Annotated in this window: 12 protein-coding genes; 10 read left to right on the top strand and 2 right to left on the bottom strand. The window is 68.5% G+C overall.

Translation table 11 applies throughout. The features are described 5' to 3' along the window. Positions 1–103: 103 nt before the first annotated feature. The 7 genes from OVA21_RS09405 to OVA21_RS09375 all read left to right on the top strand — a co-directional run bounded on the left by OVA21_RS09405 (position 104) and on the right by OVA21_RS09375 (position 11,055). Positions 104–1,537: a DUF3375 domain-containing protein gene (locus OVA21_RS09405; protein WP_067712882.1), complete on the top strand. Its 1,434-nt coding sequence runs from the start codon at positions 104–106 to the stop codon at positions 1,535–1,537. Continuing rightward, on the top strand, positions 1,534–2,124 hold the full coding sequence (locus OVA21_RS09400) for a DUF4194 domain-containing protein (protein ID WP_268092323.1): 591 nt from the start codon (positions 1,534–1,536) through the stop codon (positions 2,122–2,124). Before OVA21_RS09405 ends, OVA21_RS09400 begins: the two co-directional genes overlap by 4 nt. Next, positions 2,117–5,506 carry an ATP-binding protein gene (locus tag OVA21_RS09395; protein ID WP_268092322.1) on the top strand — a complete coding sequence of 1,130 codons (3,390 nt, stop codon included), beginning with the start codon at positions 2,117–2,119 and terminating at the stop codon, positions 5,504–5,506. The genes OVA21_RS09400 and OVA21_RS09395 overlap by 8 nt, the downstream gene beginning before the upstream one ends. Further along, on the top strand, positions 5,506–6,738 hold the full coding sequence (locus OVA21_RS09390; RefSeq protein ID WP_268092321.1) for a Wadjet anti-phage system protein JetD domain-containing protein: 1,233 nt from the start codon (positions 5,506–5,508) through the stop codon (positions 6,736–6,738). The genes OVA21_RS09395 and OVA21_RS09390 overlap by 1 nt, the downstream gene beginning before the upstream one ends. 322 nt (positions 6,739–7,060) lie before the next feature. Then, a complete protein-coding gene (locus OVA21_RS09385) occupies positions 7,061–7,381 on the top strand; it encodes a hypothetical protein (protein WP_268092320.1) in 321 nt (106 codons plus the stop codon). A gap of 109 nt (positions 7,382–7,490) precedes the next feature. After that, a complete protein-coding gene (locus OVA21_RS09380; RefSeq protein ID WP_268092319.1) occupies positions 7,491–8,705 on the top strand; it encodes a class I SAM-dependent methyltransferase in 1,215 nt (404 codons plus the stop codon). A gap of 142 nt (positions 8,706–8,847) precedes the next feature. Continuing rightward, a complete protein-coding gene (locus tag OVA21_RS09375; RefSeq protein WP_268092317.1) occupies positions 8,848–11,055 on the top strand; it encodes a DUF4357 domain-containing protein in 2,208 nt (735 codons plus the stop codon). A gap of 48 nt (positions 11,056–11,103) precedes the next feature. Here OVA21_RS09375 and OVA21_RS09370 read toward each other — a convergent pair whose 3' ends face one another. After that, on the bottom strand, positions 11,104–11,400 hold the full coding sequence (locus OVA21_RS09370; RefSeq protein ID WP_096905148.1) for a hypothetical protein: 297 nt from the start codon (positions 11,398–11,400) through the stop codon (positions 11,104–11,106). 218 nt (positions 11,401–11,618) lie between these two features. On the opposite strand from OVA21_RS09370, the gene OVA21_RS09365 reads away from it, so the two are divergent. After that, positions 11,619–12,926, top strand: coding sequence for a cytochrome P450 (locus tag OVA21_RS09365; protein WP_442778949.1), 1,308 nt, complete (start codon positions 11,619–11,621; stop codon positions 12,924–12,926). A 2-nt stretch (positions 12,927–12,928) separates the two neighbouring features. On the opposite strand, the gene OVA21_RS09360 is transcribed toward OVA21_RS09365, so the two are convergent. Further along, the gene (locus OVA21_RS09360; protein WP_096905149.1) at positions 12,929–13,318 is read right to left on the bottom strand and encodes a DUF1622 domain-containing protein; all 390 of its coding nucleotides are present in this window, start codon (positions 13,316–13,318) and stop codon (positions 12,929–12,931) included. 207 nt (positions 13,319–13,525) lie between these two features. On the opposite strand from OVA21_RS09360, the gene OVA21_RS09355 reads away from it, so the two are divergent. Next, positions 13,526–14,824 (top strand): ATP-grasp domain-containing protein, encoded by a 1,299-nt coding sequence (locus tag OVA21_RS09355; RefSeq protein WP_253002037.1) that lies wholly within the window; start codon positions 13,526–13,528, stop codon positions 14,822–14,824. 115 nt (positions 14,825–14,939) lie between these two features. After that, on the top strand, positions 14,940–16,925 hold the full coding sequence (locus OVA21_RS09350; RefSeq protein ID WP_096905150.1) for a hypothetical protein: 1,986 nt from the start codon (positions 14,940–14,942) through the stop codon (positions 16,923–16,925). The last annotated feature ends 121 nt before the right edge of the window (positions 16,926–17,046 follow it).

Raw genomic sequence — 17,046 nt, 5'->3', positions numbered from 1 at the left:
GCGCTCTTACGCGCCAGCCTCATGGGCGCCGTGTCGGAGGCCACTCCTAGACTGTCGGCACCGAGGAACCCCGACCCGAGTACCGCAGACCCGAGGAGACCGCGTGGACTACGCCCAGATCGAGGCGCTGCGCGAGCGGCACCCCGCCTGGCGGATGCTGCGCGCCACCCACGCGCCGCTGCTGCTGTCGTTCCTCGGGCGCTACTTCGTGGACGAGGGGCGAGGCGCGAGCCCGGAGGGGCATCTCATCGACGCTCTGGACGATCAGCTCTACGCGCTCAACGCGGACGATCCGGACCATCCGCGGTTCCCGCGATCGGCCTCCGACTACCTCGCCGAATGGGCGGCGCCCGAGTCCGGGTTTCTGCGGCGCTTCTACCCGCTGGGCACAGACGAGATCCACTACGACGCCACCCCGGCGCTGGAGAAGGCCTACGCGTGGGTACAGAGCCTGGCCGAGCGGTCCTTCGTCGGAACCGAATCGAGGCTGCAGACCGCAGTCGAGTTACTCCGGCAGATCGCTCAGGGCACCGAGGCCGACCCGGCGGTGCGGCTGGACGAGCTGGAGCGGCGCAAGCGGGAGATCGAGCGGGAGATCGAACAGATCAACCAGGACCCAGAGGCCGGACTGCTCGACATGACGGCCGTGCGCGATCGCTACCAACAGTTCGCCTCCACCGCCCGCGAGCTGCTCGCCGACTTCCGCGAGGTCGAGGAAAACTTCCGCGCGCTCGACCGGTCCGCCCGCGAACGCATCGCCACCTGGGAGGGGAGCAAAGGTGAGCTGCTGGCGGAGCTCGTCAGCGGGCGCAGCCGCATCGACTCCTCCGACCAGGGACGCAGCTTCCAAGCGTTCTACGACCTGCTGCTGTCGGCGTCCAGTCAGGAGGAACTGTCGACGCTCCTCGAGCGGCTCACGTCGATCGACGAGCTGGGGGCGGATCGCCGCATCCGCACCGTGCACCACAGCTGGGCCGAGGCCGCCGAACGCACCCAGCTGACGGTGCGGCAGATCTCCGAGCAACTCCGCCGGTTCACCGACGACCAGATCTGGCTGGAGAACCGTCGCGTCCTGGACCTGGTCCGCGAGATCGAGGGCACCGCGCTGCGTCTGCGTGACGGCGCCTCACCCGGCTTCGGGCTGGAGCTGGAGGAGACGAGCGTCGAGATCTCCCTGCCCACCGAACGACCCCTGCACAGTGTGCGGCCCGCCGCCGAGGTGGACAGCCTCCTGCCGCCGGCGGAGCAGGAGGACGTGGACACTTCCGTGCTGACCGACCAGGTGATCGTCGATCCCGCCAGGCTCGCCGCCCGACTGCGCTCCCTCATCCCGGCGCGCGGCACGGCACTGCTCGAGGACATCATCGATATGTACCCGGTCGAGCACGGCGCCGCGGAACTCGTCGGCTACCTGGCGTTGGATCATGACGAGCTCGAGGTGACCACCGACGAGCGTGAGGAGACGGTGATCGAGTACGACGAGGCCGGACGAACGATGCGGGCGCGCATGCCGCGGGTGGAGGTGAAGCGCCGGTGACACCGGAGGAACGCGCGATCGCGACCAGCGCCATCCGACTCATGCAGGGAGTCGTCTACCAGGAATCCGACGCGTGGGGTGACCTCCTGCGTCACCGGGGCGCCGTGCGTGACCACTTCGCCGTGGTCGGACTGGACGTCGTTATCGACGACGACGAGGGGTACGCCTACCTACGCACAGCAGAGACCCCCGATGGCGAAGAGCCGCTCCCGCGGGTGATCAGACGCCGAGCGCTGACCTACTCCGACAGCCTCCTGTTGGTGCTGCTGCGCAAAAGGCTCGTGGAGTTCGAGTCGGCGGGCGACCAGGGCCAGTTGGTGCTCACCCACGAGGAGATCGTGGAGACGGTCCAGCTCTTCCTGGCCCGCAGCACCGACGAGGCCCGCACGCTAAAGCAGGTCGACACCTCCATCAACCGGCTGGTCACCATGGGTTTCCTCCGCCAACTCCGGGGACGCAAGGACACCTGGGAGGTCCGCAGGATCCTCAAGGCCTACGTGGACGCCGAGACCCTGTCCGATTTCTCGGCCAAGCTCGCCGAGTACGCCGACGCGGGAGCGGGAAATGCGGAGGCAGGCGATGAGTGACGGCCTGTTCTCCGCTGTCGAATTGGAGGCGAGCGGACGCCCCGGCTTCCGTCTGGCCCGGCTCGAGGTACTCAACTGGGGGACCTTCGACTCCCGGGTCTGGCAGTTGGATCCAGGCGGCGAGACCCTGCTGCTGACCGGCGACATCGGCAGCGGCAAATCGACGCTGGTCGACGCGGTGAGCACCCTCATGCTCCCGTCGCATCGGATCGACTACAACAAGGCCGCCGGCGCCGCGCGCAAGGAGCGCACCCTCCGGTCGTACGTCGAGGGCCATCACAAAACCGAGCGCAACGAGGCCACCGGCAGTGTCCGCCCGGTGGCGCTGCGGGACCGGCGTTCGTACTCGGTGATCCTCGGCGTCTTTGTCAACGAGGGATACAGCGACGAGGTGACCCTCGCCCAGGTGTTCCAGCAGCAGGACACTACGGGCCAGCCGTGGCGTCGTTTCGTCACCGCCGACAGGGCCTTGTCGATCGAGGCCGACTTCACCGACTTCGGCTCGGACCTGAATGTCCTGCTCAAGCGGTTGCGCTCCGGAGGGGCGACGGTGGAGAAGGACTTCCCGACCTACGGGCGCACCATGCGCCGCCTGCTGGGGATCCGCTCCGAGCAGGCGATGGAACTGTTCCACCAGACCATCTCCATGAAGGCCGTCGGCGACCTCAACGACTTCGTCCGCACCCACATGCTCGAGCCGGCCGATGCGTCCGAGCGCATCGAGGGAATCATCCGGCACTTCGAGGACCTCACCCGCGCCTACGACGCCGTCCAGCGGGCCCGGGCACAGCTCGAGGCGCTGGAACCGCTGGTCCAGTCGATCAACAAGTACGACGCCGCGCTCGAACGTCGGGGGAGTCTCCACGAGGAACGGGTGGCGATCCGCCCGTACTTCGCCGAGCTGCGGATCGAGCTGCGGCAGGCCGAGATCGACCGGATCGACGCGGACGTCGAGGCCGCGGCCGCCCGACTGGAACAGATGCGGGCCGAGGCTTCAGACCTGGCCGCCGAGGGCGATCAGCTGGTCACCGCGCGCGCCGAGGCCGGCGGCAACCGCGTGGGCGAGTTGGAGCGCGAGGCCCGGCAGGCGGGGGAGCAGGCCGAGGAGCGGCTTCGCCGGCGCGAGAGATTCGACGACGCCGTGGCCGGGGCCGGACTGGACCCGGTGGGCGACTCCGCGGGGTTCGCCGACCTCGCGGCCCACGTCGCCCGCCGACGGGCAGAGCTCGAGGCCGAGGCCGCCGAGCTCAGGAGCCAGCATGACGCCCTGGTGCTGGAGCACGGGGAACAGAAGAAGCAGCTGCGTGAGGTGCAGGAGGAGCTGGCCAGTCTCGCGGGCCGTCGCAGCAACCTCCCGGATGACCAGCTCCAGTTGCGCGCTGAACTCTGCGCGGAGCTCGGGGTGGACCAGGCGGACCTGCCGTTCGCGGGCGAGCTGCTCGACGTGTCCGAGGACTACGCGCAGTGGCGCGGCGCCGCCGAGCGCGTGCTGCGCGGATTCGCCGTGTCCCTGCTGGTCCCTCAGCGGCACTACGCGGACGTCGCCCGGTGGGTCAACGACCGTCGTCTGACCGCCCGGCGCACCGACGGGCGCACGGTGGGCGTCAGACTGCAGTACGAGCGCGTCCCGGACAGGCATGTCTCGCTCCAGCGCCCACAGATCAAGGGTCTGTTGCTGGCCGACACCATCGAGATCGCCGACACGCCCCTACGCGGGTACCTGTACAAAGAGCTGTTCGCCCGCGCGGACCACCGCTGCGCGGAGACCCTCGAGGAGTTCCGGGCCGCAGACCGCGCGGTGACCCGCGAGGGGCAGGTCCGGTCCCGCGACCGGCACGTCAAGGACGACCGGCGGTCGGCGTCCGACCCGCGGGGCTGGGTGCTGGGTTGGCGCAACGAGCAGAAGGTCGCCGCTCTGCAGGAGCGCCGCGCGCAGCTCGACTCCGCGGTAGCCGAGCTGGGCACCCGGCTCGAGGCCGCGTCCCGCGAGCAGCACGAGGCGGGCGCACGGCACACCGCGCTCGCGCGCCTGGCCGACTACCCGTCGTGGCGGGATCTGGACTGGGAGGAGGCCCGGGCCCGCGCTGAGGCCGCCGACGCAGAGCGACGCCGCCTGGTCGAGGGCAGCAGCGAGCTCGCCGAGATCGACCGACGTCTCGCGGACGTCGACGAGCGGGTCCGGGGCCTGGGAGCGGACGAACGAGCGCTGGCGGACAAGCACAGTCGGTGGCAGAGCCGCATCGAGCACGAGACCGAACAGATGCAGAACGACCAGCGCGGTCTCGACGAGCTGGACGAGGCGATCCGTGAGGCGGCCCGGGCCGTATACCCGCGCCTGCGCGACCGGCAGGGCCGCGCGGTGGCGACGAGCGCGGACGAGGCCCACCGGCAAGAGCGAGCGCTGTCCGACGCGATCGACTCCGAGACCGACCGCACCCAGCGTGAACTCAACGGCTACACCACCAGCATCCAGCAGGCCATGGCCGAGATCCGGCGGCGGTGGCCCGAGCAGACCACCGAGATGGACGCCTCCGTCGAAGCGCGCGACGAATACGTGCGGTTCCACGACCGGGTGGCCGGCGACGACCTGCCGCGGTTCGTGGACGAGTTCGAGGACCAGCTGCGCAAGAACACGATTCGCGAGCTTGCCGGCTTCCGCAATTGGCTCCTGCGCCAGGCTGACGAGATCGGGCAGAAGGTCGAGAAGATCAACGAGGCGCTCGGGGCGATCGACTTCAATCCCGGGAGATACATCCGGCTGGACCGCGAGAACACGGTCAACCAGGACGTGCGGCAGTTCCGCGCGGACCTGCGGGCCGTCACCGACGACGCGCTCGGCGGCGGAGACGACCAGTACTCCGAACGGCGCTACCAGGACGTGCGCGCGATCCTCGAGCGCCTCCGCGGTCGCGAGGGGCACAGCGAGACCGACCGGACCTGGCGATCCCGCGTCACGGACGTGCGCAACTGGTACACCTTCTCCGCCTCGGAGCGTGGCCGCGAGACCGACGAGGAGTGGGAGCACTACCGCGACTCGGACGGAAAATCCGGCGGGCAGAAGGAGAAGCTCGCCTACACGATCCTCGCCGCCTCGCTGGCGTACCAGTTCGGGCTTGAATGGGGCGCGGACAAGGCCCGCGACTTCCGGTTCGCGGTGATCGACGAGGCGTTCGGCCGCGGATCCGATGCCTCCACCCGCTACGCACTTGAGCTGTTCGCCAAACTCGGTATCCAGTTGCTCATCGTGACGCCGCTGCAGAAGGTGCATGTGATCGCGCCGTACGTCCGGTCCATCGGCTACGTCGACAATGTCGAGGGGCGGTATTCACGCCTGGTCATGATGTCCACCGAGGAGTACCACCGGCAAAGCGGCGAGGCCTGATGGCCGCCGGCGGGCAACAGTGGGCCACCCCGGACACCGTCCGGGCGAAGGTGCGTCGCCGGTGGGACGACGGCACCCTGCTCCGGACACAGGCCCTGGGTGAACCGATGGCGCCCCTCGAGGTGCCGCTCAGCGGGCCCCGGGTCTCCGAGGTCGGAGACCGGCTCGGAGAGGTCCAGGACTGGATTGGGGCGCTCGAGGCAGGCAGCCGCGACGGGTCGCGCTACGAGCTGCGGTACAAGACCATCGGCGGCCGGGCGGTTGGGCGCAACCAGATCCCGACGCATGCCGTGGTCTCTCGGCTGGAACAGGCATGGGACCTGCTCGGAGTCCGCGGGCAGGTATCTGCTTTCGAGCAGATGATGCTCTCGGCCCCAGACCAGCGCGTGCGCGAGTGGTTGCGCGCGAGGCCGGTCCCCGCGCTTGGCCACCACGCGGAGTGGTCGCAGCTCCTGACGGCCTACCGGTGGCTCGATGCGGCCCGGCGGAGCGGGAAGTACCTGCGGCAGATCGACGCCCCGGGCGTGGACACCAAGTTCGTGGAGACCCGCAGGTCGGTGCTCGCCGACCTGCTCGGGGTATCCCGGCAGGCCGGTCCGTTCCTGACCGACCTCGGGCTGCGCACCAAACCGGAATACGTGCGGATCCGCCTCGCCGCCTCCGTCGCCCCGGTCCCCGTGTCGGAGCTGAGCGTGCGGGTGGGCGAGCTCGACGATCTCGACATACGATTCCCTACAGCCGTAGTGGTGGAGAACGAGATCACCTATCTCACGCTGCCCGTGCCCGCCGACGGGGTGGTGATCTGGGGCAAGGGCTTCGACGTGGCGCGACTCGGGCGCTGGGCGGCGCTGCAGGACGCGGCGGTGCATTACTGGGGCGACCTCGACACGCACGGTTTCGCGATCCTTCATCGGTTGCGGACCCACCTCCCGCAGACCCGGTCCTTCCTGATGGACGCGGAGACCCTGGACGCCCATCGCGACCGGTGGGGCCGCGAGAACGCCCCGACCAGCGCAGTGCTCGACCGGCTCGCCGCCGACGAGGCCGCTGTCTACGACGACCTCGTCTCCGATCGCTTCGGCGAGCGGGTTCGCCTGGAGCAGGAGCGGATCAACTGGGCCTGGACGCTGGACAAGCTGCCCTACGACAGGTCCCTGGCCCAGCAGCGACTGGAGGAGTTCGAGCAGTCAGACGGTTCCGCCATCCCACTGGACCAGGTGGACTGGTCCTGAGGTGGGGCGCCTACACGGCGCTACGCCCCGGGCGGCTTCCACGACTCAGGGTGGCCTCGTTCGTGGTCCCGGTCCCGCGTCCGATGTCCAGCACCCGCTGCGGTGGGCCGCGGCCCAGGTGGTCGAGCGCCGCGCGCCCCAATGGCTCGAGAATCGTGTCGTACGCGAGCGCGTTGCGCACCCACGACTGCCCGACGGGACCACTCCAGAGGTCGGCCTGCGATGTCACGGATTTCACAGGGCCCGCGCCTGCTCACAGGCTCCCGTGCCGGGGACCGTGGCACGGGAGAGTGCCGCGTCGAGAGGTGTGACGATCTCGGCCATGGACATCGCCACACCCATCACCGGCACCCGCTACGACACGGTGCTCCGCCAGGCCCTTGCGTACGTTCGCGCCGGGGACTACCGCGCCCGCCGAATCACGCTGAAGGGAGCGCGCGGGGTCTTCGCCGACAGGACCGCGATCATCACCCCCCATCGCGACAGCTCCGGCGCGTTCGATGCCGACGATCTCGCGGCCCAGCTGTACGCCCTCGCCCACGGCATCCCGTCCGACACGGCCACCTACACCGACGGCTACTTCACCAGCGGGGGCCAGTTGCACGCGGCGCGCGCCGAGGGGTATGAGGTCGACTGGCCGTGAGCGTTCGGCGGCGGAGCTGAGACACTGGGTGCGGCCCGGTTCGCGGGCAACTGGCTCTCGCGCGTCATTCCTCCCCACGGTCGAGTGCGCGCCCGTCCGAAGGACTCACGTGTCTTCTCCTGCCGCCCCCTGGTCGCCTGCGACCACCATCAGCTGGCGCGAGAAGGGCGAGGACCTCACCGCGGGCTGGCATTCCGAGAACGGCGCGCCGCCACCGCGGGACATCGTGGTGATCCACGACGACATCGCCGCGGACAAGGCGCTACGGATGATCCGGCGGGGCACCGGCCTGCTGTGGCGGGGCGACTTCCACAACGCACGCCAGCTCATGCGCGCCCTCGACCGGCGTCTGCAGAAGAGGGCGTCCCGGGCGCCGCAGAGCTCCGACCCCGGCGACGTGTTCCTCGCCAACCGGAAGGCACGCGCGCAGCGGGCGAAGACGCTGGGAAAGGTCCTCATCCCACTGGAGCAGGACTACTCGGTTCGGCTGCGCCGAGCGCCCGACGTGAGCGACGCCTGCACCCATGCCTTCGGGCCGCCGACCGACGCGGGCAACGACTCCACCGGTCGGGAGACGCTGGTCTCGCTGCCCGAGCTCCTCGGCGTCATCAGTGCCTACGAGTGGCACCTGGGCGGCATCGAGGTGGCCGCGTTGGGGGCCCGGATCCATCCCGCCTACGGCGTGTTCGCTCCCACCCGCGACGAGTACATCGACCTGGTCGCCGACGCCCCCTGGCCGCAGGGCATCGAGGATCCGATCGTGTGGGACATCGGCACCGGCACCGGCGTGCTCGCCGCGGTGCTGGCCCGGCGCGGGGCCCGGACAGTGGTGGCGACCGACGTCAACCCGCGGGCCGTGCAGTGCGCGCGCGACAACGTGGGTCGGCTGGGGTCGGCGGACCGGGTGGACGTGGTGGAGGCCGACCTGTGGCCTTACGATGACGACGACGAGGTGGTGGGCGACTCCGGGCGGGCCGACGTGGTGGTGTGCAACCCGCCATGGATCCCCGGTCGTCCGACGTCCGCTCTGGAGCAGGGAATTTACGACCCGGGCTCGGACGTCCTCAACCGCTTCCTGGACGGGCTCGTGCAGCACCTCACGCCGCAGGGCGAAGGGTGGCTGATCCTGTCCGACCTCGCCGAGCAGCTCGGGCTGCGCAGCCGCGACGAACTCCTGCAGCGCATCGCCGACGCCGGGCTGACGGTTCTGGGAGCGCACGAGACGACGCCTCGCCACCCACGGGCGGCCGACGACGCCGACCCACTCCACGCGGCACGCTCACAGGAGCGGACGATCCTGTGGCGACTGGCTCGGCAGAGATGAAAGGTCCGATGGAGGAACGAACCCCCGGCGCGGACTCGACGGGGAAACTCTCCCATCCGATACCTGCGTGAGGAGTGGGCTCCGCCCACGTCCCTGTGAATGCGGATCCTTGAAGTCGGACCGAGTTGATAGCTTTCACTCTATGACAAATGGTGGGCCTTCCCCCGATTCGCCGCTGAATGGTCTGGACTTGGCAAATCTGCCAGAGCAGGAGAAACGGCAGCTTGCAGTCCTGCTCCTATGGGCGATCTCCCGTGCCAGGATTGGCCACGATACGACTACCAGGTATCTCGCCGAACAAGCCCACCTCGATGAGTACTTGGCGCCGTTCGCGGATGGTGATGCTGCACCGGACTCCGCGGATGCCTGGTCGGCAGTAAGAGCATCAACGTGGTGGGCTTCGGATGTGCCGCCTGATGTTCCGCTCGGCAAAGCCGAGATTATCCGCAGCAACCCTGCTGGCGGATTGGCACTAAGTCGCTTGAGTCTTGTGCGTGATGATTTCCAGTGTGGTGAGGCCGTGCGCGCGCTGGTCGAGTTGCTGCCCGCTGGTGGAGATCGCGACGACCTTCTCTACGGATTCGCTTTGGATCACTTCGATCTAGAGATCGAAGATGTGGCGGTTACCCGCCCCTCTTGGCCGGGGATTCTGGATGCCGAACTCGCGGCGGGAAATCACCAACTCGCTGATGCTGCAGCGGTGGGTGACTGGGAAGCAGTTCTCGAGACCCTCGATTCGTCAGATGTGAGATCAAGGAGCTTGGTAAACACCTGGCGCCCGGGTGGAGTATCAATGGTGGCTCCACTGCACCAAGCAGCAATCAACGGAGCCGATGTAGAGGTAGTCGAGAGGCTCATTGCGCTCGGGGCTTGGCGATCGCTAGCGGATGCCAGAGGATGGCTACCTGTCGACTTGGCGATACTCCATGGTCGCTCCGAGTTAGTTGGGGCCCTTGCACCCAAGGTGAACCGTGAAGTGGAGGTGGCTCTTTTTCGAGTCCTGACTTATAGGCTCGATAAGCTCTTGGCGGAAATTACAAAAGAGGATGCCGTTCCGCGATTCCGAGCACCTCAGGTCGCCGTTATCGCGGAGGTCGGTGGCGAAATCGAATTCGATCTGACGGGCAGTGGCCACTTCTTCCGCATCTACCTGGAAGAGGGCGAGTTGCTGGTCGAACACAATTCGGCTGGCAGCGCCGACGACGGCATCGTCTACCGCCTCGATGGGACTGGGGTTGTCGACACGTGGGAGAACGACCCCCTGGAAATGACTCAAGCGGGCGAACAGGAAACGAATGGAGACGGCCAGAGCGCGGAGCAGGCAGATCGAGATCGGATAGGTAGCGAGAAGGCGGGGCCCGTCGAAGCGACCAATCCGGTTGTAGCTGCTTCTCCTGGTTCTATGCCGGAACCTCCCGATGTTGATCATGAAGAGCACACCCGAGCGCTCGCAGGAGTTAGAACCCTTTGGTCAGATCTCGGCGATTGCGCAGTCACGGTTGTGCCCCAGGCGTCTGTTCGTAAGTACAACCGCGAGCGCCAACACGTTTCCGAGGTATTCGTCGTCACGGTGTCTGAGTTCAAGAAAGGCAGACGCTGGGAATCCGTTTCAGTCATCGCGGCCAACGAAGAGATCTCGGATCAAACGGTCGCAGGCAAGCTGTGGACGAATGCGGTGATAGTCGAGTTCGGTGGCCACAACGCCCAGCTCATGCAGAACCTCCGGCTCGTTCTCGAGAGGGAGGCCGAAAGTGGCCTCGGTCCTGGTTCTCATCAGGACCTGCTAACCGCCATGGGCAACCGCAGTGGTCGTGAAGTTTCCGAGAGAGTTCGAAACTTGTGGGAGAAGGTTCACGCACTAGCGATTGAAGCTGGTGTCGAACCGCACAGGGGCAACACGATCAAGTCCACGGGTCCATCGAGTGGGTCCGACGTGGCCGACGCGCGAGAGAGGCGGGGCGCGAGCGCCAACGACGATGCCAGTACAGGAGGGGAGGCCCACTTCGCGCCGCCGATCAGGCTCTCCTTGGAGAGCCCGTATTACTCGGCTCGAGCGGACTGGGACGGGGACACCATCATCGTGAAGGCAGGATCAGCTGCTCGTAAGGCCACGCTTGAGTCGATGCCCGCTGAATCACGATCGATTCGGCGAGACTTGCTGGCCCGAGGGATAATTCGGGAAGTAGCAGGTCGCTATGTCTTCACTCGTGACTGTCGCTTCAGGAGCGTTTCGTCTGCTGCATGTCTGGTCGCGGGACGGACGGCTGGCGGACGCGCCGAATGGAAGGATTCACAGGGACGCAGCATCAACGACTTGCTCGGTGGTCCCAAGTTCAGAAGGAAGGTCTAGACCAGACGCTCGATACTGCGCAACGTGGATCAGCGTGTGTGCGATGCCCTAGCGGGGGCCGCGCCCACCCAGTGCCCAGACCAGCGCGTGCACCGCGAGTAACGGGGCGATGAGCACCACCGCGCCCCAGCCCGTGGTGGCGACGGGCACCCAGTCGTCCCACGACGCGCGCATGGCGGCGAGGAAGTCGCGGCGCTCGGGATCAGTCTGTTCGGGTGCGCAGTGCCCGGGGGCGGCGAGCTCGGGGTCGTCGTGTGAAGAGCCCGCCCACAGCCCTTCAACGTCAGAGCTGTCCGCCGTCAGTGGGAAGTCGGCGGGCCGAGGGGACTGCGAGGCGGAGTGCATGACAGGGGTTCGTCGCGGCTGGCGGGCCGGATGGCCGGTTCGGCCGGGCGAGGAGACGGCGGGTCTCCGGCGGCAGTGGTGCACCTCGTCGTCGTCGCACTTACCCCGTCATCACGGCGATCCCGGAACGTAGGCTGGCGGGGCCCGCACCACATCCGAGGCCGAGGATGCCATGGACAGCATGACGGACAGGTCGGCTCCCGCCGCTGGCGACGGACATCCCACCGAGGACGAGCGCGCCCCCCCACCTCCCACCCGGGCCGCGGCTGCCCAGGCCGGTCCAGGGGGTGGGCTTCGGGATCGCCCGGCGGGAGACTCTCCGACTACTGCACCGGCGGTACGGCACCGCGTTCACCGTGCACCTCCCCATCTACGATCGCGCGGTGGTGATCTCGGACCCCGCGCTCGCCAAGGAGCTGTTCACCGCCCCGCAGGAGTCGCTGACCAACGTCGACCCCAACCTGGGCCGGGTCCTGGGGGAGAACTCGATGTTCGCGCTCGAGGGCACCGACCACCGCCGGCGCCGGAAACTGCTCACCCCGCCACTGCACGGCAGAGGCATCAAGGCCTACGAGGCGATCGTCGAGGAGGAGACCCGTCGCGAGCTCGACTCGTGGGTCGCCGGCCGACCGTTCGCCTCCATGCCCTCGATGACCCGCATCACGCTGGACGTCATCCTCCGGACCGTGTTCGGCGCCCGGGACGACGAGCTCGACACCCTGCGCCGCGTCATCCCGCCCATGGTCGAGGCCGGCTCGGCGGTGGTGATCACCCCGGAGCTGCCGGTACGGCTCGGCACAGTGGGCCCGCGCGCCCGGTTCACCCGATACAAGACGGTGTACGACGAGGCGATCGGCGCCCTCATCACCCGGGGGCGCCGCGACGACCGGCTCGACGAGCGCGACGACATCCTCGCGATGATGCTGCAGAGCACCTACGACGACGGATCGTCCATGACGGATGACGAGATCCGCGACGAGCTCACCGCACTCCTCGTGGCCGGGCACGAGACCACGGCGACGACACTCGCCTGGGCGCTGGAGCGGCTCAGCCGCACCCCCGCGGTGCTACGCGAGCTGGTCGCCGAGGTCGATGCCGGGGGAACCGACTACCGCAGCGCCACGATCCTCGAGGTCCAGCGCAGCCGGCCGGTGATCGATCTCGCCGGACGCAACGTGCAGGTCCCGCAGCTCGACCTGGGCCCGTGGCGGATCCCGCGCGGATACAACGTGCTGGTCGCGATCTCGCTACTGCACGACGACAGCACGCACTTCGCCGAACCCGAACGCTTCGACCCGACCCGCTTCCTCGGCACCACGCCACCGCCGGCGTGGCTGCCGTTAGGCGGCGGGACCCGGCGGTGCATCGGGGCGGCGTTCGCGGCCATGGAAATGGATGTCGTGTTGCGCACCGTGCTGAGCATGTACGAGATCGTCCCCACGACCGAGCCTGACGAGAAATGGCATTCGCGGGGGGTCGCGTTCGCACCCCGTCGCGGCGGGCGGATCACCGTCCGGCGTCGGTGACGCTAGTCGGACGGCACCGGTGACGCGGCGGGGTCGCGGGGCTTGGCCTCCGGGGCCCTCGACTTCTGCCACGGCCACCGGCCCGAGATCTCCAGCTCCAACGACCAACTGAGGAAGGTCCTGATCACGACGATCGCCGCCAGCACCGCCACGCTCTCCAGCGTCGGGGTCACCGCGACCGTCTTGATGATGTCCGCCGCCACCAAGATCTCCAGCCCCAACAGGATCGACCGACCGAGGAACCGGCGGAAGTGCCGATAGGTGTCCGGCTGCCGGCTGAGCAGGCGCCACCCCGCGATGACCGTGGCCGCCACGATGCCGATGACGATCGCCGCCACACCGAGCGCGTCGATCACCTCGCCGACCGCCTCGATGTACTCCTTGGAAGGCACCCTGGACTCCTCTCACCCGGATCCGCACCGGGGCGACCCGGACGGCGTTGTCCGACGAGCCTAGGGGCCTCCCGCCGCGCGCCCGGGCGTTCGCCGATCCCGTAACCAGTTGCACTGAGACGGGTCTTGGGTACGTTTGTGGCCCACCGCCCTGGATTGATCGGCCCACGCAGATCGAACCCGCGCCAACTCGAGGAGGCACCGCACTTGCAGACGCCTACCGCAGAATCGACCACCGGAGCCACGGACCTACGTCCGAACCCGACCCACGACCCCAACGAGCACCTGCGCGACCCCGACAAGGGATACGTCGCACTGCTGGGCTGGGTGCCCAACGCCATCGACGCGCTCGACAAGTTCGACCGCCGCTACGTCGTGGTGGCACCGCCCTGGGCCGAGGAGTACTGCAGTCAGCACCAGATCCCGTACGTCCCGTGGGACTTCGAGCGGCTCAACGACCGGTCCATGGAGATCGCCGAGACGCTGCGGGACATGGGCGTCGACGTGGCGATCCCGCTGTTCGAGGAGACCGTCGAGTGGGCGGGCGCCATCAACTCGATGCTGCTCGACAACCCCACCCTGTACGGGCAGTCGCTGCTGCTGCGGGACAAGGCGCTGATGAAGCGGCGCGCCCAGCTGGGCGGCATCCGGGTGGGCATCTTCGAGGAAGCGCACGAGCGGGACGACGTGATCCGGTTCCTCAAGCGCGTCAACCAGACCCTGCTCAAGCTCGACGGCGACCCCAACGACCCGATCCACCTCAAGGCCTTCGACAAGGCCGGGTGCCTCGGCCACCGCGTCATCCGTACTCCGGACGAGGTCGACACGATCCCCGACGAGGAGTTCCCCGTCCTCATGGAGTCCCACCTCGACGGCTGGGAGTTCGCCGTGGAGGCCTGGGTCCACAACGGGAAGATCGTGTTCCTCAACATCTCCGAGTACGTCACGCTCGGCTACTCGGTGTTCGTGCCGGCCTCGCCAGAGCTGGAGAAGTACCGCCCGGAGATCACCCGGCAGATCGAGAAGCTCATCAAGACCTTCGACATCAAGTTCGGGTTCGTCCACCCCGAGTACTTCGTCACCAGCGACGGCGAGATGTACTTCGGCGAGGTCGCCTACCGGCCGCCGGGGTTCAAGGTCTTCGAACTGCTCGAGCGGACCTACGGGTTCAACGCCTACCAGGGCCTGGTGCTGGCGTTCGACCCTAAGACCACCGAGGAGGAGATCGCCGCGTTCTTCCCGCGCGAGGTCGTCGACGCGAAGGGGCACGCCGGGTGCTTCGGCGTCTACCCGCGGCGCCGTGTCGTGTCCACGCTCGAGATCCCGGAGGCGACCGAGGACCACGAGTACTTCGAATCCCACGAGCTCACCGCCCCGCTCGAGGAGACGGTCACCAAGCGCACCGCCTTCGGCACCCACTGGGGCCTGGTCTACTTCTTCGGCGACGACGCCTACGAGATGCGATCGGTCCTGCGCGCCCAGGAGGACCTCGACTTCTACGTGTGACGGCTCTGCCGGTACCGGCCCGCGGGTACGGTACGGGCTGGTGGGCGTGGACTGACGCGGGACGGACCTGCGCGGTCTGGAACGAGGCGCGGTGGGAGACGGAGAGTGGACTGAAGTGGGAAACGACGAACCCGGTACGACGCGGGTACTGGACAAGCGCGTCGCCTCCCTGACCGACGCGACCCGGGCGCTCGCCGAGGCGGGTGACGTGACCAAGGCGTCCCGTCTGCGGCGCGTCCTGGACGGGGCGCGGCTGGTGCTGCTGCAGGACGGCGGTCCCGCCGCCGTGCAGGAGATGGCCGCCGACCTCGAGGCCGCGGGGATCTTCGAGGGCACCGACTGGGACTCGCCCGCGGCCCTCATCCCGGCCCTGAGCGCCGGTACCCTTCGCAGCTCCGATGCGGACAAGGTGGTCACCGAGATCGTCAGCGACCTGCGGCTGGTCGCCGTGGCGCAGGGGCAGTACACCCACCCCGAGGTGACGGCCGAGCAGGCGCGGCAGCATCTCACCGAGGTGCTCGCCAACAACACGTCCCTGCTGTTCGGCGTGGCCACCGAGGCCGAGCGCACGCAACAGGGCCGGATGGCGACCGTCACCCGCACGGCCTTGGCGCACATCGCCTCGGAGATCGGCCTGGACGGTGTGCTCGATCAACTGGTCGAGGAGATCTGGCGCATCCTGCGCCAACGCCCCATCCAGGTGGACCAGGTCAAGCAGACCATCACCCAGATCGCGATCGCGCGCCAGGACCCGGGGGTCGACACCGGCGGCGGCGTGGGCATCGATCGGCTCATCAGCAGCATCTACGGCACCACAGAGGCCAGCCGCGAGGACCCCGGCGTGGACGTCTACCTCTCCCGACTGGAGTCCATGGACGAGGGGACCCTGCAGTACGAGGCGGCCGGGTTCGCGCGGTCAATGCACGACACCGGCCTGGTGTCGCCGTACCACCCGGTGCTCGTGCGGTTCCTGCGGGAGAAGGGCAGCTTCCTGCTGAGCGAGGCGCTCGGGCTGTCCAGCACGGGCCGGGAGAGCCTGCTGTGCTTCCACGGTCTGGTCGACGCCCTGATCGACGCGGCCGTGCACCCCGAGACCGCGCAGTCCGTCTACGGGCTGGCGCTGCTGCTCGAGCGGGGGATCCTCTTCCAACCGCCCGCCGCCCCCGCGCTGTGGCGGCTGCTGGCACTGCCGCTGTCCGGCTACGCGGCCGAGCGGCTCGCCCTCTCGTGCGGCCCCGCCCACGAGGTGCGCGTCTGGCTTCTCGCCGGGACGCTGTCGATGCTCGGTCAGCCGCTGGGCGTGGGGCAGGGCGACAACCCCACCTGCCAGTCCGCCCGGGCGCTGTCGATGTGGGCGTACAACGACCCCGACTACCTGCTGCAGATCATCGCGTGGGCGGCGCGCGACAACGAGGTGGTCATGCACTTCGAGGGCCGGCCGATCTCCTCCCGCGAACTCGACGCGGGCCTGGCCACCACGCTGCCGGTGGACCTCGACCCCGTGTCGCTGCTCGTGGTGCCGCACCTGGATCGGATCTACGCCGAGATGGGCCGTCTGTGCTCGGACCGTCCGGGTGACCCCCACCGGTGGGTCAACCCCGAGTTCCACGGCTGGTGGTCGGCCCGCGGCTTCAGCATCAACGTGGACGTCGAGTCCGGCAGGCTGACCGGGCTCGAGGACTTCCTGCGGCACTTCTACGGCAGCTACCACCCGTTCCACAACGGCAACCAGCCGCTCATCCACCCGCAGCCCGCCGGCGTCGCCGTCACCGATTCCTCCGCGCGGTTCGTCGGGTGGCACGCCATCACCATCCTGCGGGTCGCGCTGGACCCGGACGAGACCATGCGCGTCTACTTCTTCAACCCCAACAACGACAGCGGGCAGGACTGGGGCAACGGCGTGGTGGTGAGCACCGCCGGCAACGGCGAGCGGTTCGGCGAGTCGTCGCTGCCCTTCGAGGAGTTCGCCTCCCGGCTGTACATCTTCCACTTCGACGCCCTCGAGCCCGGCGAGACCGAGACAGTCTCCGCGGAGGAGATCGCCCGTGTGACCGGGCTGATCCACGGCAGTTGGGGCGCCGACCGGCTACCGGAGCTCTAAGGGCTGCCGCGGCCCGGCCCGGCTCGGCTCGGCTGATCCGGCTTACGCGCCGAGAGCGGCGTAAGGCGTCCCGACGCCGGGGTGCCGAGTGGATGCGCTGCGGGAATGGTCCAATCCGCGC

Origin of the sequence: Dietzia sp. SL131, assembly GCF_026672565.1 — a bacterium.
GTDB lineage: Bacteria > Actinomycetota > Actinomycetes > Mycobacteriales > Mycobacteriaceae > Dietzia > Dietzia kunjamensis.
Note: the sequence above shows the minus strand (reverse complement) of the source record. Positions and strands in the feature narration are given on the sequence as shown.